The sequence below is a fragment of the Streptomyces sp. NPDC002176 genome (assembly GCF_044903645.1).
Classification (GTDB): Bacteria; Actinomycetota; Actinomycetes; order Streptomycetales; family Streptomycetaceae; genus Streptomyces.
This window is the reverse complement of sequence record NZ_JBJDQW010000004.1, coordinates 357467-375003: the sequence shown is the minus strand read 5'-3', so window position 1 is coordinate 375003 and position 17537 is coordinate 357467. Positions and strand designations below refer to the sequence as shown.

Genomic DNA, 17537 nt, shown 5'->3' with positions numbered 1-17537 from the left:
GCCTCACGGAGCGCGGAGCGGGATCAGTATCCGCGGTACTGCTGGTTGTTGTACGGCTGCTCCTGGTACGGCTGCTGCGGCGGCCGGGGCGCGGCCGGGCGCATCGCCTCGTACCCCGAGGGTGCCGCCGGGCGCGGCTGCTGGGGCTGCGCGCCGGGGTAGCCGCGCGGGGCGCCGGCCTGCTGCGGGATGTACGCGGTGGGCGTCGGCTGCATCGGGGCGGCCTGCGCCGCCTGCGGGTAGCCGTACGCGGGGGGCTGCGGCGAGGGGGCCGCGGGAAGGGCGGGGAGAGCGGAGGGCAGCGCGGGGAGGTTGCTGCCGGGTGCGGGCATACCGGGGGAGGACGGCATGCCGAGACCGGTGTCGTACGCGGCCGGGACCCTGATCGGGGCGATCTGCGGGGTGCCCCGCTCGGCCACGAGGGAGTCGTAGATCGGGGTGTCCGGGAAGGAGGCGGAGTAGTAGCCGCCGCCATAGGTGGAGCGGGGGGAGGTCATGGCACATAAGTTAAGCCCACGATGTGCTGGTTGGGGAGACCGATAAGAGGGTTGTTTTCCGTGTCGACGGCGATCTGGGATCGCTAATCCGAGCGAACTTGTCAAAAATGGACTCCATCCGGCGTTTGGATCGTGTAAAGCCGAGTTCCTGCCGGGTTACCGGCGGTTGACGGAGCGTCGGAAGATCTGCAGATGGGGGCGGTCATGTCCATGTTGAAGGGGTCGAACACGCCGGTGCCCACCACCGCGCTCCGCGTCGAGGTGACCCGCCGGGCAGGACCCGGCGTCCCCGACGTGGACGCCTCGGCGCTGCTGCTCGCGAACGGCCGGGTCCGCGCGGACGGCGACTTCGTCTTCTACAACCAGCCCGCGCACCCCTCCGGCGCGGTCCGCCACCAGGGCAAGGAGAGCACCGGGGCGCAGGTCACCGACACCCTGCTCGTCGACCTCGCGCGCGTGGAGCCGGGCATCGAGCGGATCGTCCTCGCCGCCTCGGCCGACGGCGGCACCTTCGGCCAGGTCCCCGGCCTCGCCGTCCAGATCTCGGACGCCGTCACGGGAGACGGCGCCGCCCGGTTCGACAGCACCGGCGCCACCGTGGAGACCGCGTTCGTCCTCGGTGAGTTCTACCGCCGCCAGGGCTCCTGGAAGTTCCGCGCCGTGGGCCAGGGCTACGACAGCGGCCTGGCGGGCCTTGCGACGGACTTCGGCATCACCGTCGACGTACCCCAGCACCCGGCAGCGCCCCCCGCTCCGCCCGCGCCCCCGCTCCAGCCCTCCAAGGTCACGCTCACCAAGGCGGCCCCCTCGGTGTCGCTGGCCAAGCAGGGCGGCACCTCCGGCGTGATGCGTGTCAACCTCAACTGGCAGACCCGCAAGCGCGTCACGGGCCGCCACCGGGGCGCCGGACCCGGCGACCTCGACCTGGACCTGTGCGCCCTGTACGAACTCGGCGACGGCCGCAAAGGCGTCGTACAGGCCCTCGGCAACGCCTTCGGGGCGCTGGACCGGCCGCCCTTCATCCACCTCGACGGCGACGACCGCACCGGCGCCGCCGCGAACGGCGAGAACCTCACCATCAGCCTCGACCACAAGGAGCACCTCAGACGGGTCCTGGTCTTCGTCACCATCTACGAGGGCGCCAGCTCCTTCGCCGACCTGCACGCCACCGTCACCCTCCGGCCCCAGCACGGCGCCCCCATCGACTTCTCGCTGGACGAGTGCACGGTGCCCTCCACGGTGTGCGCGCTCGCGCTGATCACCGACACCGGCGGCGACCTCGTCGTCCGGCGCGAGGCCCGCTACCTGGTCCCGGAGCGCGGGGTGAGCCCGCAGCGCACCGTCGACCGGGCCTACGGCTGGGGCATGAACTGGACCCCCGGCCGCAAGTGAACCGCGTTCAGCCCTCGTCCGGCACGGCGTCGGGACGCGCGTAGGTACGGCCCTTCCAGGCCGCGCCCCGGCCCCGGTAGTGCTGGACGGCCGAGTCGAGCGTCATCAGGAGATAGAGGAACGCCGTGAACGGCAGCAGGGGAGCGAGCCACAGCGGTTGCCGGTAGTAGCGCAGCATCGGCATATATGTCACCACCATCACCGCCCACGCCACCGAACCGAGCACCCATGTGGGCGTGTCACCCATGGCCGTCCCCACCACCACCGCCGCGGGCGGCACCAGATACACCAGCGCGAGCCCCACCACCGTGCCGAGCAGCAGCGGCGGACTGTGCCGGAGCTGGGCGTACGCGCTCCGCGAGACCATGCGCCACAGCTCGCCCAGCCCCGGATAGGGGCGGACGCTGTCCACCCGGTCGGCCAGCCCCAGCCACAGATGGCCGCCGCTCGCCCGCACCGCGCGCGCGACGGCCACGTCGTCGATGACCGCGTGCCGGACGGCGTCCGGAATCCGCGCCCGCGCGGCCATGTCCGTCCGCAGCAGCACACAGCCCCCGGCCGCCGCCGTCGTACGCGCGCCCCGGCGACCGATCCACCGGAACGGGTAGAGCTGTGCGAAGAAGTAGACGAAGGCCGGTACCACCAGCCGCTCCCAGGGACTCTCCGCGCGCAGCCGGGCCATCTGCGACACCAGGTCGAAGTCACCCGTACGGGCCGCCGCGACCAGGGAGCGCAGACTGTCCGGGGCGTGCGCGATGTCCGCGTCCGTCAGCAGTAGATACTCGGGGTCACGCGCGCGTGCCAGGGCGATCCCGTGCCGCACCGCCCACAGCTTGCCCGTCCAGCCCTCGGGAGGCTCGCCTGGGGAGTCCACCGTGAGCGGCAGGCCGCCCAGCCGCCGGGACAGGTCGCGGGCCAGCTCCCCGGTACCGTCGCGGCTCCCGTCGTCCACCAGGAAGACCTCCGCCCGTCCCGGATAGTCCTGGGCGAGCAGCGAGGGCAGGCTCGCGGGCAGCACGGCCGCCTCGTCACGGGCCGGGACCACCACGCAGACCGGCGGCCAGACCTCGGGCTCGCGGCGCGGCGGCAGCCGTACATCGGTGCGCCAGAAGAAACCCTGCCCCAGCAGCAGCCAGCACCAGACGGCGAGGGAGACGGCGGCGGTCCACACGATGGCGCTCACGGCCGCAGTCTGCCCCACCGGAACGGCTCACCGGCGGCCATCGACTATCGTGACCGGGTGAAGATCGCGCTCATGGACTCCGGAATCGGCCTCCTCGCAGCCACCGCGGCCGTACGCCGCCTTCGGCCCGACGCGGATCTCGTCCTCTCCCTGGACCCCGACGGCATGCCCTGGGGGCCGCGCACCCCCGAGGACCTGAGCCGACGTGCCGTCGCCGTCGCCGAGGCCGCCGCCGCACACCGGCCCGACGTCCTCATCGTCGGCTGCAACACGGCCACCGTGCACGCCCTGCCCGCGCTGCGCGCCCGCTGCGAGCCCGGCATCCCGGTGATCGGCACCGTCCCCGCGATCAAGCCCGCCGCGGCCGGGGGCGGACATGTGGCGATCTGGGCGACCCCCGCCACCACCGGCAGCCCCTACCAGCGCGGACTGATCGCGGACTTCGCGGACGGCGTCCAGGTCACCGAGGTGCCCTGCTGGGGCCTGGCCGAGGCCGTCGAGCACGCGGACGAGCGGGCCATCGCCGCCGCCGTCTCCGCCGCCGCCGAACTCACCCCGCCCGACGTGACGACCGTCGTCCTCGGCTGCACCCACTACGAACTCGTGGCGGAACGTATCCGCACCGCCGTACAGCAGCCCGGCGCCGCCCCCCTCGTCCTGCACGGCTCCGCCGGTGCCGTCGCCGCCCAGGCGCTGCGCCGGATCGGCGAGAGCCCCGCGCCCGACGCCCCCGCCGTGGGCGCCCTCACCGTGCTGCTGAGCGGCCGCGAGGGCGCGCTGCCCGCGACCGCGCTGCACTACGCCGAGGGCCGCCTGCTGCCCGCCGCGGGCCCGCTCGCCGACCGGATGTGACACCGGGCACGGCCCCCGCCGGGGGCCGCCCGCACGGAGCAGTACCTCTCCGTGAGCACGTACCAGCACGGCGAAACCTGGGTAACCTCATAGACATGAGGGAGCACCGCGACCCCGACGACGCCCCGCACCCCGACGTCTGGACCGGACGCGCCACCAACCGTGTGCAGTGGGTGCTGGCGCTGGCCGGCGCCGCCTGCATGGCGCTCGGCATCGAGCTGGCCGTGCAGTCCGCGTGGACCTCCGGCGTCATCGCCCTGGTCATGTCCGTCGTGGGCTGCATCGCGGTCGGGCTGCTCGTCCTGTTCGGAACCCTCGCCTTCGTGCACGTCGACCTCAAGCTCGAACAGGACACCCTGGAGGTCCGCTGCGGCCACGTCGGGCTGCCGCGCCGCCGCATCCCGCTCTCCGAGGTCACCGGCGCCGACTACATCCCTCTCGTCACCCCCCGCCACTGGGGCGGCTGGGGCTACCGCTGGCGCCCCGAGAAGGGCACCGCCGTCGTCGTCCGCCGGGGCGAGGGCATCGCGCTGAGCCTGTGGGACGGCCACACCTTCACCATCACCGTGGACGACGCCGAGTCCGCGGTCCGCGTCATCCGGGCCCGGCTGCGCGCCATCACCCCGGACACCGCGCGCTGAGCCCGCTCAGCCCACCCGCTCCTGCCGGGCCGACGGCTCCGCGCGGGGCACCCGCTCCTCCTCGCCCCACGGCCGCGCCGTCGCCCACCCGGCCAGCAGGCCCGCGCCCGCCGTCACCGTGGTGAAACTCAACGCGTCGCCCACCGACGCGATCACCGCCAGTGCCGCGAGCGCCGCCCCGGCCGTCAGCACCACCGGCGTCGGCCGGGCGGCCCGCCACAGGGCGTGCAGCACCCAGGCGAACACGCCCGCCAGCAGCAGCACCCCCACGACACCCTGCTCCGCCAGCAGCTGGAGCGGCGCCGAGTGCGGCCGCCCCGCCGGATCACCCGGCGTGCCGAACCGCCCCGGCCCGACACCCCACACCGGCGCCTCACGGGCCAGCCGCACCGCCCGGCCCCACAGCCCCACCCGGTACGGCCCGATCCGCTCCGTGAACTCCTCGGCGAACCCGCCCGGCAGCACCCCCGACGCCAGCCCCCACACCGCGCCCACCGCCGCCCCGGCCGCGACCGCCAGACCCGCGAGCCCGGCACCCCGGTGCGGCATCGAACGCGCGGCCACCGAGCACAGCAGCACGGCACCCCCGGCGGCGCAGCCGCCCGGCGACCCCAGCAGCGCCCCGGCCGAGACCACCGCGGCCGCCAGCAGCCACAGCGGCGGGCGCAGTCCCGATACGGGCGTCGACCAGGCGGCACAGCACAGCGCCCCGGTGGCCAGTGCCAGCAGCGCGGCGACGGCACCGGCCTGCCCCAGCGGAGCCGGGTAGGCGGGACCGGGCATCGGGCCGGGCATCGCCACGACCACCACCAGCGCCGCCGCCGCCCCGGCACACGGCGCCGCCACCGGCAGCAACGCCCCCGATATCCGCCCGGCCGCGCAGCCCGCCGCCGTGGCGAGCACGGCCAGCAGCATCCCCTCCGGCCGCCCGTCGTGGGCCGCCGCCGAGATCAGCGCCCAGACCGCGCACAGGCCGAGCAGGATCATCCCGGTCCCGTCGGAGACGTTCCGCCCCGCACGGTCCGCGCCCGTATCGGACGCGCGTTCCATCCCCCTAGACGCCACCCGTAGCCCCTCGCACCCGGTCCCCCGACCTGTGGCCGCACCTCACGACGGCGTCCGGCCGGGACCGGCCGCACCGCCGAGGCTCGGCACACGCTAACGGCTGCCGGCCGATTTGTGGACGAGTTGAGCGGGAATGCCGTGATGACCGGCATGTCAGGGGGCGCGCGGGCCGCCGTACACTCCCCAGGGTGACCGTCACCGCAACTTCCGTGGACCAGCCGGACCGGCTCCAGCAGCCTCCGGCGAAGGGCGCCCGCGCCCGCCTGACCCGTCTGGTCCCGGCCCTCGTGTCCGCGCTGAGCGGCGTGCTCCTCTACGTCAGCTTCCCGCCCCGCACCCTGTGGTGGCTGGCCCTGCCCGCCTTCGCGGGCTTCGCCTGGGCGCTGCGCGGCCGGACCTGGAAGGCGGCGCTCGGCCTCGGCTACCTCTTCGGCCTCGGCTTCCTGCTGCCGCTGCTGGTGTGGACCGGCGTGGAGGTGGGCCCCGGCCCCTGGCTCGCCCTGGTCGTCATCGAGGCGGTCTACGTCGCCCTGGTCGGCGTGGGCGTCAACGCCGTGTCACGGCTGCCCGCCTGGCCGGTGTGGGCCGCGGCCGTGTGGATCGCCGGAGAGGCGGTACGCGCGCGCATGCCCTTCGGCGGCTTCCCCTGGGGCAAGGTCGCCTTCGGACAGGCGGACGGTGTCTTCTTGCCGCTCGCCGCGCTGGGCGGCACCCCCGTGCTCGGCTTCGGCGTCGTCCTGTGCGGCTTCGGCCTCTACGAGGCCGTCCGGCTGCTCCTGCGCCGCCGTGACGGCGAGGTACGGCGGTCCGCCGCCGCCGTGGCCCTGCTCAGCGTCGCGGTGCCGGTGGTGGGCGCGATCGGCGCGCGTACGCTGGTCAGCGACCAGGCCGAGGCCGGGACCGCGACGGTCGCCGTGATCCAGGGCAACGTGCCCCGCTCCGGGCTCGAGTTCAACGCCCAGCGGCGCGCCGTGCTCGACTACCACGCCCGCGAGACCCTGAAGCTCGCCGCCGACGTGGCGGCGGGCAGGGCGCCGCGCCCCGACTTCGTCCTCTGGCCGGAGAACTCCTCCGACATCGACCCCCTCGCCGAACCCGACGCGGCCGCCGTCATCCAGGGCGCCGCCGAGGCGATCGGCGCGCCCATCTCGGTCGGGTCGGTCGTCGAGCGCGACGGCAAGCTGCTCAACGAGCAGATCCTCTGGGACCCGGCCAAGGGCCCCACCCAGACCTACGACAAGCGCCAGGTGCAGCCCTTCGGCGAGTACCTCCCCCTGCGCTCGCTCGTCGGAGCGATCAACAGCGAGTGGACCGGCATGGTCCGCCAGGACTTCAGCCGGGGCGACAAGCCGGGCGTCTTCGACTTCGGCCGCGCCAAGGTCGGCCTCGCCACCTGCTACGAGGCCGCGTTCGACTGGGCCGTACGGGACACCGTCACCCACGGCGCCCAGATGATCTCCGTGCCGAGCAACAACGCCACCTTCGACCGCAGCGAGATGACCTACCAGCAGCTCGCCATGTCCCGGGTCCGCGCCGTCGAGCACAGCCGGACCGTGACCGTGCCCGTGACCAGCGGCGTCAGCGCGGTGATCATGCCGGACGGGCGGGTCGCGCGGCACACCGGCATGTTCGTCCCCGCCCACATCGACATGAAGGTGCCCCTGCGCACCTCCGAGACCCCCGCCACCCGGCTCGGCATCCTGCCCGAGATCGCGCTGCTGCTGGTCGCGGCGGGCGGCCTCGGCTGGGCCGGTACCGCCGCGGTGCGCGGTCGGCGCGCCGGTGGTGCGTAGCCGTACGACGGTGCTCCGGTGGCGCGTGGCCGTACGACCGGTCGTACGCCCCTGACCCGGGCGAACGGGCCCTGCGCGGCCCCTTAGGGTCGGGGCCATGGCTACACCTGAATTCATCACCGAGCTCCGGGCTTCGGCGGGGACCCAGCTGCTCTGGCTCCCCGGCGTCACCGCGATCGTCTTCGACGACGAGGGCCGGGTGCTGCTGGGCCGCCGCACCGACACCCGCAAGTGGTCGGTGGTCGGCGGCATCCCGGAGCCGGGGGAGCAGCCGGCCGCGTGCGCGGTGCGGGAGGTCTTCGAGGAGACGGCCGTGCACTGCGTGCCCGAGCGGGTCGTCCTGGTCCAGGCTCTGCAGCCCGTCACCTACGGCAACGGCGACGAGTGCCAGTACATGGACATCACCTTCCGCTGCCGGGCCGTGGGCGGCGAGGCGCGGGTGAACGACGACGAGTCGCTGGACGTGGACTGGTTCGCGGTGGACGCGCTGCCGGAGCTGAACGAGTTCTCGCTGTTCCGGATCAAGCAGGCACTGTCCGAGACACCCACATGGTTCGACCCTATGACTCGCGGCTGAAGTATGGGTGCTCGCCCTATGTGGTGAGCTGGGGGCGCGTCACTAGGGTCGGGACATGATCTCGCCGCCCAGCCCTCAGCCCAGCACCCCGTCGACCCTGGACCTCGTCGGCCGGGTCGCCCTCGTCACCGGGGCCGCCGGAGGCATCGGCAGCGCCTGCGCGCTCCGGCTGGCCGCGGCGGGGGCCGAGGTGCGTGCCGTCGACCTGGACGGGGCGGGCCTGGCCGAGCTGGCCGGGCGGGCCGAGGGGCTCGCGGGCAGTGTCGTACCGCATGAGCTGGACCTCACCGACCTCGACGCCGCCGAGCGCGCCGCCGCCGGGACCGACGTACTGGTGAACAACGCCGGGCTGCAACTGGTGCGGCCGCTGGAGGAGTTCCCGCCCGAGGTCTTCCACACCGTGCTGACCGTGATGCTGGAGGCGCCCTTCCGGCTCATCCGTGGGGCGCTACCCCATATGTACGCGCAGGGCTGGGGGCGCATCGTCAATGTGTCCTCCGTCCATGGTCTGCGCGCCTCGGCTTATAAGTCGGCCTATGTGGCCGCCAAACATGGGTTGGAGGGCCTGTCCAAGACGGCCGCGCTCGAGGGCGCCCCACACGGTGTGACGTCCAACTGTGTGAACCCGGCCTATGTGCGCACCCCACTGGTCGAGAAGCAGCTCGCCGACCAGGCCGAGGCGCACGGCATCCCCGAGGAACGCGTCCTCTCCGAGATCCTGCTCAAGGACAGCGCCCTGCGTCGGCTCATCGAACCCGAAGAGGTCGCCGAGGCCGTCGCCTATCTGTGCGGACCGCAGGCGTCCTTCGTCACCGGCACCTCGCTGGTGCTGGACGGCGGCTGGACGGCCCACTGAACCGGCGTCCACCCGGGCCCCGTGGAGTTATCCACAGGGCTGACGGGCCGGGCCCACGATGAGCGATCCTGTGGCCATGTCTCCCGATCAACTCCAGTCGGCCGCGCGCCCCGCCACCGGGGCCGCCGCGGCGGGGGCCGTCGCCTGTGCGGAGGCCCCCTACCTCGAACTGCTCGCCCGCGACGCCTCCCCGGAGGCGTACGAACGTCCCGTCCTCCTCGCCCGCGCCGAGCGGGAATCCGTCGAACGCGTCGCCGCGCTCGAACACGCCAAGTTCCTCGCGCTGCGCGTCCGCGCGGAGCTGGAGGGGCGGCGCCGAAGGGAGGCCGAGCTGTCCGCCCTCTTCGAGACCGCCCACGACCTGGCCGGGCTCCGGGACGTGGACGCGGTCCTGAGGGCCATCGTGCAGCGCGCCCGCTCCCTGCTCGCCACCGACATCGCCTACCTCAGCCTCAACGACCCGGAGCGCGGCGACACCTACATGCTCGTCACCGAGGGCTCCGTCTCCGCCCGCTTCCAGCAACTGCGCCTCGGCATGGGCGAGGGGCTCGGCGGACTCGTCGCCCAGACCGCCCGGCCGTACGTCACCGACGACTACTTCCAGGACGCCCGCTTCCAGCACACCGACACCATCGACATCGCGGTGCGCGACGAGGGCCTGTTCGCCATCGTCGGCGTCCCGCTGACGCTCGGCCCGCACGTCATCGGCGTACTGTTCGCCGCCGACCGGCGCGCACGGGTCTTCGAACGCGAACAGATCGCCCTGCTCGGCTCCTTCGCCGCCCTCGCCGCGGCCGCCATCGACACCACCAACCTGCTCACCGAGACCCAGTCGGCCCTCGCCGGACTCGAGCACGCCAACGAGGTCATCCAGGACCGCAGCGCCGTCATCGAGCGCGCCTCCGAGGTGCACGACCGGCTCGCCGAACTCGTCCTGCGCGGCGGCGGAGTGCACGACGTGGCCGACGCCGTCTCCGAAGTGCTCGACGGCGCGGTCCAGTTCACCGAGACCGGCGCCACCCCGGCCGAGGCGCTGGAGGCGTCCCGCGCCGAGGGGCACGCCGTGCGCCACGGACCCGACTGGATCGCGGCCGTGGCCGCGGGGGAGGAGGTGTTCGGCGCGCTGGTCCTGCACGGCCACCCCGGCCTCGACCCGGTCGACCAGCGCACCCTGGAACGCGCCGCGATGGTCACCTCCCTGCTCCTGCTCGCCCGCCGCTCCGCCGCCGAGGCCGAACGCCGCGTGCGCGGCGAGCTGCTGGACGACCTCCTCGACGCCCACGACCGCGACCCACGCCTGCTCCGCGAACGGGCCGCCCGGCTGGACGCCGACCTGGACGCCACCCACACCGTCCTCGCCACCCGCCTCGACGCGACCTCCGCCGACGCCGACGAGGAGGCCGCCGCCCGGCGCCGCCTCTGGTCCGCCGCGTCCCACCTGGCCGCGACCCGGCACGGCCTGGCCGCCACCCGCGACGGCGGCACCGTCCTGCTGCTCCCGCTCGACCCCGGTGACACCGCCACGGAACTGGCCCGCCGCACCGCCCGCGAACTCGGCATCGCCGTCCGCCAGCCGGTCACCGTCGGCGCCTCCGCCCCCGTCACCGGCCTGGCCGCCCGCCCCGACAAGGTGGCCGCCGCCTACACCGAGGGCCGCCGCTGCCTGGACGCGCTGCACCTGCTCGGCCGGGCCGGGGACGGCGGGGCCGCCGAGGACTTCGGCTTCCTCGGACTGCTGCTCGCCGGTGACCGGGACATCGGCGGCTTCGTGGAACGCACCATCGGGCCCGTCGTGGCGTACGACGCGCAGCGCGGCACCGACCTGCTGCGCACCCTGGACGCCTACTTCGCGGCCGCGATGAGCCCGGCCCGCACCAAGGACGCGCTCCATGTCCATGTGAACACCGTCGCCCAGCGGCTGGAGCGGGTGGCGCGCCTGCTGGGCGCGGACTGGCAGACACCGTCCCGCGTGCTGGAGATCCAACTCGCCCTGCGCCTGCACGGGCTGGCGGCACCGGGACGCCGCTGACCGGCACCCGCGCGGGTGCCGGTCAGCGCACGGAGTTGGTCAGCGCACGGAGCCGGTCAGGCGGTCGGGGTCTTGGTCGCCGTGTCCACCCGGCCGGACGGGGCGCCGTCCGCCGTCACGTCGGCGAGATCCCGGTTCCGGGTCTCGCGGGCGGCGCCCACGGCGACCAGGGTCAGCAGGACGGCGGCGATGACGTACAGGGCGATCGGCGTCGCGCTGTCGTACTTCGCTAGCAGGGCGGTGGCGATCAGCGGCGCGGGCGCACCGGCCGCCACGGAGGAGAACTGGGCGCCGATCGAGGCACCCGAGTAGCGCACCCGGGTCGCGAACATCTCCGCGAAGAACGCCGCCTGGGGTGCGTACATGGCGCCGTTGAGGATCAGCCCGACGCTGACGGCCAGCACCAGGCCGCCGAAGGAGCCGGAGTCCACCAGCGCGAAGAAGGGGAAGATCCACAGGCCCATCCCGGCCGCGCCGAACAGGTACACCGGCCGTCGCCCCACCCGGTCCGACAGCGCGCCCCAGGCCGGGATCACCGCGAAGTGGACGGCGGAACCGATGAGCACGGCGTTGAGCGCGGTCTGCTTGGAGACGTCGGCGGCGGTGGTGGCGTAGACGAGGATGAAGGCGGTGATGACGTAGTAACTGATGTTCTCCGCCATCCGGGCGCCCATGGCGATGAGCACCTCACGCCAGTGGTGGCGCAGCACGGACACCAGCGGCAGCTTCTCCGCCGCGTCGCCCTGCCGGGCCTCGGCCCGCGCCAACGCCTGCTGGAACACGGGCGATTCATCGACGGAGAGACGTATCCACAGCCCGATGACGACCAGCACCCCGGAGAGCAGGAAGGGGATGCGCCAGCCCCAGGCGACGAACGCGTCGTCCGACAGGGTGGCGGTGAGCAGGGACAGCACTCCCGTGGCGAGCAACTGCCCGGCGGGCGCGCCGGTCTGCGGCCACGAGGCCCAGAACCCTCGCCTGCGCGCGTCCCCGTGCTCGGACACCAGCAGCACGGCGCCGCCCCACTCACCGCCCAGGGCGAACCCCTGCACCAGCCGCAGCACGGTCAGCAGCACCGGCGCGGCGGTGCCGATGGTGGCGTGGGTGGGCAGCAGGCCGATGGCGAAGGTCGCGCTCCCCATCAGCAGCAGGCTCAGCACCAGCAGCTTCTTGCGCCCCAGCCGGTCGCCGAAGTGCCCGAACACCAGCGCCCCGAGCGGCCTTGCCGCGAACCCCGCCGCGTACGTCACGAACGCCAGCAGTGTCCCCACCAGTGGATCGGAGTCCGGAAAGAACAGCTTGTTGAACACCAGGGCCGCCGCCGACCCGTACAGGAAGAAGTCGTACCACTCGATGGTGGTGCCGATGAGGCTGGCGGCGACGATGCGGGGGAGCTTCGCCGGGGGTGGGGGAGCGGTGGACTCGGGTGCCATGTGCGCCACTTCCTTGTGTGCGGTGGGGACGGGTGGGTGTCGGCACACCGTAGGAAGGGGCAGGTCAGGGGCACATGTGGTGGGGCTACATAGTTCGACGCACAAAGGTGTGCGTGCGGCCACCATTCCGCGGGGCGCTAGGCGTTGCAGTCCAGGAAATCCAACAACCGCTCGTTCAACTGCTCCGGCGCGGTGAGGGGCAGGGAGTGGTGGGTGGCGCCGGGGAGCAGTACCACCTCGCCCCGTGACAGCGTTCGGCCGGCTGTTTCGGCGACCTTGACGGCGTGGTGGGAGCGGCTGCGCTCCCCGAGCAGGACAAGCACCGGCATGCGCAGGTCGGCGGCCCGAGGGCGGCGGCCGGCGACGAGCTTGCGGCCGGGAACGGTGGTGGCCAGCGCGTAGAGACGCTGCCAGGTCTCGTCCGGGTCGACGCCCGCGGTCTCCCAGGACAGGAAGGCGCGGGCACGGGCCTCGCTCGGGCCGATCAGGGTGGGCAGCGCGCGCAGCAGATAGCCGGGGCGGAATCCGCCGAAGACCTGGGTCGGGTCGACGAGGGCGAGGCGGTCGACCCGCCGCGGTGCGTGAAGCGCGTACTTGACGGCCAGCCAGGCGCCGTACGAGTGACCGCACAGATGTGCGCGGGCCAACCCGAGCCCGTCCAGTAGAGCGTCCAGCCAGGCTGTCAGGTCGTCGGCGCCTCGCAAGGGTGTGCCCCGGCGTTCGGTGCGGCCGGCGTCGCCCAGCAGATCAACCGCATGGACCCGGTAACGCTCCCCGAGAGCCGGTGCGTTGGCGAACCAGACCAAGCCGGTGGCGGAGCCGCCGGGCAGCAGCACGAGCGGGCTGCCGTCCTCTCGGCCGTACACATGGACCCGGGTGCGCCCGTACGGGGTCGCGATGTCGCGGTCCTCGGTGGACTCGGGCCAGCGGGCACGGAGTTCGTCGTAGACAAGATCGAAAGCGGACGGGGACACAGATATTCCTCTCGCTCAGCGATAATCTCGTTGAGCGAGATATTAACCAGAGGTCGAGGGAGTGTGCATGGACGATCAGAGCCCGGCGATGGGACTGGTGCACTTGCTGCGCGCGGTGACCGTGGAGTTCGACCTGCTCGGCACCGAGTTCGCCGCGCGCCACGGACTGCATCCCACCGATGTGCGTGCGTTGATCCAACTACTGGACGCGGCACGGGCCGGTACTCCTGCCACACCCGGCTGGCTTGGCGAGCGACTGCGCCTGAACTCGGCCGGGACCACCGCCCTGGTGGACCGGCTGGAGCGGCTCGGACTGGTCCGGCGGAGCAGGGACACGGCCGATCGGCGACGCGTGCTGCTGGAGGCGGAGGAGAAGGCCACGGAACTCGGCTGGACCTTCTTCGGGCCGGTGATCGGTGAGGTGATGGCAGCGGCGGAAGGGTTCGAGGCGGCTGAGTTGGAGACGGTGCGTCACTTTCTGGCCTCGGTGTTGGAGTCCGTGGGGCGGGCGCGTCGAGCCTGAGCGGGGTCGGCGGGACGGGCGTGGTGGCCGCCCAGGGAGACCACGTGAAAACCCGTTGGCCCGCGAGGGTGACCCCTGCTAGGTTTCCGGAGGCCGTGCGAGAGATCGAGGAGGTGGTACCCGTGAACGCAGTATCGACATGGGTGCTCCCCTCCGGGGTCACGGTCGGGCGATAGGCAGGTCGTCCGGGAGCGCCGTCTCAGTGCACTCCCGAAAGGCACGACCATGCATTTCACTGCAGAGCAGCGTCTCGACGACAACCTCCTCGAACGCGAGTTCACCCTCGGTGACATCCCCGGCATCCTGTGGACACCGGCACCGGCATCCGCGTCCGCACCGGCGCCGCTCATCCTCCTCGGCCACCCTCCCCTCGGGCTCCGCAAGATGTACCCCCGGCTGGTGGACCGGGCCCGGAGCGCCGCGGCGGAGGGCTTCGCCACGGCCACCATCGAGCTTCCCGGAAGCGGCGAACGGCCCCGTTGGCCCGCCCTCGAGCAGGCCCGCGCCGACCTGCGCCGTGCCATGGAGGCCGGGGAGGCGGTCGGTGACGACATCGTCCACGCGCTCGTCCTCCCGCTGGTCGACAAGGCGGTCCCGGAATGGCGGGCCGCCCTGGACTCCCTGCTGTCGCTGCCCGAGATCGGCGGCCCGGTCGGCTACTCGGGGGGAGTGATGTCCATCGGCATCCGGCTGGCGCGGGTCGAGCCCCGTATCGCGGCCGCCGTCCTGTTCGCCGGGAGTCTGGTGCCTCGCGCCATGTTCGAAGAGGCCCGGCAGCTCACCGTCCCCCTGCACGTCCTGCTGCAGTGGGACGACGAGGGGAACGAACGGCAGGCGGCCCTGGACCTCTTCGACGCCTTCGGCTCCAAGGAGAAGACGCTGCACGCCAACATGGGCGGGCACACCGGAGTCCCCGGATTCGCGGGGGACGCGGCCGCGCAGTTCTTCACCCGGCATCTGAAGTGAGGCCGGGCCGTCAGGGCGACGGCGGACGGTAGCCGAGGCGAGTCGGCAAGCCGCTCGTCCAGGACAGGGTCCTGCCCTGCACCCATGTGGTCCTGCCGGGGAATCCGGCAGGACCGCATGGTGCCTCAAGCCATTGTTCATCGGCATGGCGTGGCGGCTTCGAAGTGCCGTGGTGCCGGGCCACACTCTGATCGCGCCTACTCTGCGTCACCATCACGGTCCCGGCGCACACCGCGTGTCGCCGACGGGCTCGCCGCGCGTGGGCGCCGTCCATCCCGCACTCGCCCCGTACTCGCCCGCGCTCGGAGGAGCCGCCCAGTGTTCATCGACAAAGAGATCGACAAAGAGACACCCGCGTGCCCATTTGATTTCAGTGACGCCCTGGAGTTCGATCCCGCGCTCGCCGACCTGATGGGACGGGATGCCCCTGTCCGCGTCAGGCTTCCCTATGGCGATGCCGAGGCGTGGATCGTCACCGGCTTCGACGCCGTCAAACGGGTGACCACCGATCCCCGGCTGAGCCGGGCCGCGATCATCGACCACGACTACCCCCGGCTGACGGCGGAGCCCATCGTCTCGCCCGAGTCGATCAACGTCATGGACCCGCCGCACAGCAGCCGCGTCCGCCAGCTCGCCTCGCAGGCGTTCACCCAGCAGCGGGCCGATGAGATGCGGCCCCGTATCGTCCGGCTCGCGGACCGTCTGCTGGACCGGATGGAGGAACAGGGGCCGCCGGCCGACGCGGTGGAGCTGCTGGCCGATCCGCTGCCCCAGCACACTGTCATGGACCTTCTCGGGGTCCCGTGCGAGGACTGGCCGCGGCTGCAGGAGTCCGTGCTCCGGCTGCTGGTCGTCGGCGCGGGCAACAAGGAGGCCGCCGCGGAGGCGAAGGCGGACCTCACGGAGTACTTCGGCGAACTCGTCGAACTGCGCCGGAAGTCGCCGGGCGAGGACCTCATCAGCCTGATGGCCGAGGCCCGGAACGGCGATGACTGTCTCAGCGACAGGGAACTGGCGGTCACCGCCCTGACGCTGGCACTCAGCGGTCAGGACACGGCGACCTGCCAGATCAGCGACATCATCTATCTCCTCCTCACCCGTCCCGAGCTGGCGGACCACCTCAGGGACCATCCCGCGGACCTGACCGGTGTGCTGAACGAGATGCTGCGCTACATCCCGTTCCGCAACGGGGTCGGAATCCCCCGCCTCGCGCTGGAGGACGTCGAGCTGGACGGCGCCCACATCAAGGCGGGGGACTTCGTCCATGTGTCGTACCTGGCGGCCAACCGCGACCCGGAGCGCTACCCCGACCCGGACGTCATCGACATCGACCGGCCGAGCCGTCCCCACATGACGTTCGGCTGGGGCGGGCACCGGTGCATCGCGGTGCCGCTGGCCATGACGGAACTCGAAGTCGCCGTCGGGCGGCTCCTGGAGCGTTTCCCTGGACTGCGGCTGGCCGTCCCGCCGGAGGAGGTGCGCTGGGACACCGAGACGATCCGCCGGTTCCCCCTGAAGCTGCCCGTGGCTTGGTGACACCGGCGACGTACAACCTCGGCCCGGCGACGTACAACCCCGGCCCGGCGACGAGCAACCCCGCCCCGACGCGGAGGACTTGGGTCCGCAAGAGGGGTGGGCAGGGTCCGTGCATCGTTGTAGAAGACCGGCATGAAACCATTTCGCGGCATCCATGCCGCCCTCGTGCTCACGGTGCTGGGCGTGCTCGCCTCGCTGCTGTCGTTCTCCTCCGCCGGGCAGGCCAGGGCGGAGCAGACCTCGATGCGGGCGGCCGATCCGAGTGTCATCCGGGTCGGCGGCACCTACATCTCGGTGCAGTCCACCGGCGGCGGGATCGCGGTGCGGCAGGCGTCCTCCACCGCCGGGCTCGCCTCCGCGCCCGCCCGGCAGGTGTGGTCGGACACCATAGGGCGCGGAGAGGTGTGGGCGCCGGAGCTGACCACCGATGGCGGGCGCTACTACATCTACTTCACCGCCGGACGGGGCGCCGCCCACCGGATGTTCGTCATCAGCTCCGCGAGCCCGGACAGCGGCTACGGCGGCGAGACCCGGCTGGCGCTTCCGGACGACAAGTGGGCCATCGACGGCACCATGTTCACCTTCAACGGGCAGCGCTGGTTCGTCTGGTCGGGCTGGGCCGGTGACACCAACGTCGAGCAGAACCTCTACATCGCCCGGATGAGCAGCCCCACCACCCCGACCGGGGCCCGCTCCATCATCTCCCAGCCGCGGGAGAGCTGGGAGCGGGTGGTCGGCAACCCGTACATCAACGAGGCCCCGGAGGCGATCCGGGACCCCAATGGCCAACTCCACATCGTCTACTCGGCGAACGGTAGCTGGAGCGACCAGTACTGCCTGGCCGACCTGCGCCTGCGGGCGGGTGGCGACCCGACCTATGTGTGGGACTGGTACAAGTCCAACGGCTGCCTCTTCGGCTCCAACCGTTCGACGATGATGGCCGGGTGGGACCCGACACTGTACGTCAACGGTCCCGGCCACCACACCTTCGTACTGCTGAACGGGGACATCGGCACCAGCCCGCCCGCCGGGCCGCGCTTCCCGTCGATGTTCCACGCGGTGCCCAAGGGCACGCCGTACTCCTGGGACAACCGGTACTGGTACACCGGGTCGTTCGCCTGGTGGGGCGACACCACATATCGGCGCGCCAACGTTCCCGGCCCCACCGCGGACACAGGGTGGGGCCTGAAGTTCTTCGAGTGAGGAGCATCCGGGGCCCG

The 17537-nt window shown here is 72.7% G+C and carries 16 protein-coding genes; 11 read left to right on the top strand and 5 right to left on the bottom strand.

The features are described 5' to 3' along the window. Positions 1 to 23 precede the first annotated feature (23 nt). Positions 24 to 497, bottom strand: coding sequence for a DUF6643 family protein (locus ACI2LY_RS20840; RefSeq protein WP_393593118.1), 474 nt, complete (start codon positions 495 to 497; stop codon positions 24 to 26). Positions 498 to 707: 210 nt separating this feature from the next. Between ACI2LY_RS20840 and ACI2LY_RS20835 the strand changes: the two genes are divergently transcribed. Next, on the top strand, positions 708 to 1889 hold the full coding sequence (locus ACI2LY_RS20835; RefSeq protein ID WP_404708767.1) for a TerD family protein: 1182 nt from the start codon (positions 708 to 710) through the stop codon (positions 1887 to 1889). 7 nt (positions 1890 to 1896) lie between these two features. Here the strand turns inward: ACI2LY_RS20835 and ACI2LY_RS20830 are convergent, their stop codons facing one another. Next, positions 1897 to 3072: a glycosyltransferase gene (locus tag ACI2LY_RS20830; RefSeq protein ID WP_404708447.1), complete on the bottom strand. Its 1176-nt coding sequence runs from the start codon at positions 3070 to 3072 to the stop codon at positions 1897 to 1899. Positions 3073 to 3129: 57 nt separating this feature from the next. On the opposite strand from ACI2LY_RS20830, the gene ACI2LY_RS20825 reads away from it, so the two are divergent. Both ACI2LY_RS20825 and ACI2LY_RS20820 read left to right on the top strand, forming a co-directional pair. Further along, complete coding sequence (locus tag ACI2LY_RS20825; protein WP_404708446.1) at positions 3130 to 3924, top strand: glutamate racemase; 795 nt, start codon at positions 3130 to 3132, stop codon at positions 3922 to 3924. A gap of 95 nt (positions 3925 to 4019) precedes the next feature. Then, a complete protein-coding gene (locus ACI2LY_RS20820) occupies positions 4020 to 4565 on the top strand; it encodes a hypothetical protein (RefSeq protein ID WP_404708445.1) in 546 nt (181 codons plus the stop codon). A gap of 6 nt (positions 4566 to 4571) precedes the next feature. On the opposite strand, the gene ACI2LY_RS20815 is transcribed toward ACI2LY_RS20820, so the two are convergent. After that, a complete protein-coding gene (locus ACI2LY_RS20815) occupies positions 4572 to 5615 on the bottom strand; it encodes an O-antigen ligase family protein (RefSeq protein ID WP_404708444.1) in 1044 nt (347 codons plus the stop codon). Positions 5616 to 5818: 203 nt separating this feature from the next. Here ACI2LY_RS20815 and lnt point away from each other — a divergent pair, with 203 nt between their 5' ends. From lnt to ACI2LY_RS20795, 4 genes are all read left to right on the top strand, one after another. Next, positions 5819 to 7423, top strand: a complete 1605-nt coding sequence (gene lnt, locus ACI2LY_RS20810) for an apolipoprotein N-acyltransferase (protein WP_404708443.1) — start codon at positions 5819 to 5821, stop codon at positions 7421 to 7423. Between the two features lie 97 nt (positions 7424 to 7520). Further along, a complete protein-coding gene (locus ACI2LY_RS20805; protein ID WP_401633903.1) occupies positions 7521 to 8000 on the top strand; it encodes an NUDIX hydrolase in 480 nt (159 codons plus the stop codon). 55 nt (positions 8001 to 8055) lie between these two features. Next, entirely contained in the window at positions 8056 to 8856 is an 801-nt protein-coding gene (locus tag ACI2LY_RS20800) for a 3-hydroxybutyrate dehydrogenase (RefSeq protein WP_404708442.1), read from the top strand. A 76-nt stretch (positions 8857 to 8932) separates the two neighbouring features. Continuing rightward, a complete protein-coding gene (locus tag ACI2LY_RS20795) occupies positions 8933 to 10885 on the top strand; it encodes a helix-turn-helix domain-containing protein (RefSeq protein WP_404708441.1) in 1953 nt (650 codons plus the stop codon). A gap of 56 nt (positions 10886 to 10941) precedes the next feature. Here ACI2LY_RS20795 and ACI2LY_RS20790 read toward each other — a convergent pair whose 3' ends face one another. Further along, on the bottom strand, positions 10942 to 12318 hold the full coding sequence (locus ACI2LY_RS20790) for an MFS transporter (RefSeq protein ID WP_404708440.1): 1377 nt from the start codon (positions 12316 to 12318) through the stop codon (positions 10942 to 10944). Positions 12319 to 12455: 137 nt separating this feature from the next. Continuing rightward, the gene (locus tag ACI2LY_RS20785) at positions 12456 to 13298 is read right to left on the bottom strand and encodes an alpha/beta fold hydrolase (protein ID WP_404708766.1); all 843 of its coding nucleotides are present in this window, start codon (positions 13296 to 13298) and stop codon (positions 12456 to 12458) included. A 61-nt stretch (positions 13299 to 13359) separates the two neighbouring features. Between ACI2LY_RS20785 and ACI2LY_RS20780 the strand changes: the two genes are divergently transcribed. The 4 genes from ACI2LY_RS20780 (at position 13360) to ACI2LY_RS20765 (ending at position 17520) form a co-directional block, all read left to right on the top strand. After that, positions 13360 to 13815: a MarR family winged helix-turn-helix transcriptional regulator gene (locus ACI2LY_RS20780; RefSeq protein ID WP_404708439.1), complete on the top strand. Its 456-nt coding sequence runs from the start codon at positions 13360 to 13362 to the stop codon at positions 13813 to 13815. Between the two features lie 225 nt (positions 13816 to 14040). Further along, entirely contained in the window at positions 14041 to 14781 is a 741-nt protein-coding gene (locus ACI2LY_RS20775; RefSeq protein ID WP_404708438.1) for an alpha/beta hydrolase, read from the top strand. Positions 14782 to 15099: 318 nt separating this feature from the next. Beyond that, on the top strand, positions 15100 to 16317 hold the full coding sequence (locus tag ACI2LY_RS20770; RefSeq protein WP_404708437.1) for a cytochrome P450: 1218 nt from the start codon (positions 15100 to 15102) through the stop codon (positions 16315 to 16317). A 132-nt stretch (positions 16318 to 16449) separates the two neighbouring features. Beyond that, the gene (locus tag ACI2LY_RS20765; protein WP_404708436.1) at positions 16450 to 17520 is read left to right on the top strand and encodes a glycoside hydrolase family 43 protein; all 1071 of its coding nucleotides are present in this window, start codon (positions 16450 to 16452) and stop codon (positions 17518 to 17520) included. The last annotated feature ends 17 nt before the right edge of the window (positions 17521 to 17537 follow it).

Excerpts from the sequence above, each read along its gene's own strand:
- ACI2LY_RS20775 (WP_404708438.1), top strand. The coding sequence starts at position 14,041 with ATGCATTTCACTGCAGAGCAGCGTCTCGACGACAACCTCCTCGAACGC.
- ACI2LY_RS20790 (WP_404708440.1), bottom strand. The coding sequence starts at position 12,318 with ATGGCACCCGAGTCCACCGCTCCCCCACCCCCGGCGAAGCTCCCCCGC.
- ACI2LY_RS20805 (WP_401633903.1), top strand. The coding sequence starts at position 7,521 with ATGGCTACACCTGAATTCATCACCGAGCTCCGGGCTTCGGCGGGGACC.
- ACI2LY_RS20835 (WP_404708767.1), top strand. The coding sequence starts at position 708 with ATGTTGAAGGGGTCGAACACGCCGGTGCCCACCACCGCGCTCCGCGTC.
- ACI2LY_RS20795 (WP_404708441.1), top strand. The coding sequence starts at position 8,933 with ATGTCTCCCGATCAACTCCAGTCGGCCGCGCGCCCCGCCACCGGGGCC.
- ACI2LY_RS20765 (WP_404708436.1), top strand. The coding sequence starts at position 16,450 with ATGAAACCATTTCGCGGCATCCATGCCGCCCTCGTGCTCACGGTGCTG.
- ACI2LY_RS20840 (WP_393593118.1), bottom strand. The coding sequence starts at position 497 with ATGACCTCCCCCCGCTCCACCTATGGCGGCGGCTACTACTCCGCCTCC.
- ACI2LY_RS20800 (WP_404708442.1), top strand. The coding sequence starts at position 8,056 with ATGATCTCGCCGCCCAGCCCTCAGCCCAGCACCCCGTCGACCCTGGAC.
- ACI2LY_RS20815 (WP_404708444.1), bottom strand. The coding sequence starts at position 5,615 with ATGGAACGCGCGTCCGATACGGGCGCGGACCGTGCGGGGCGGAACGTC.
- ACI2LY_RS20820 (WP_404708445.1), top strand. The coding sequence starts at position 4,020 with ATGAGGGAGCACCGCGACCCCGACGACGCCCCGCACCCCGACGTCTGG.
- ACI2LY_RS20780 (WP_404708439.1), top strand. The coding sequence starts at position 13,360 with ATGGACGATCAGAGCCCGGCGATGGGACTGGTGCACTTGCTGCGCGCG.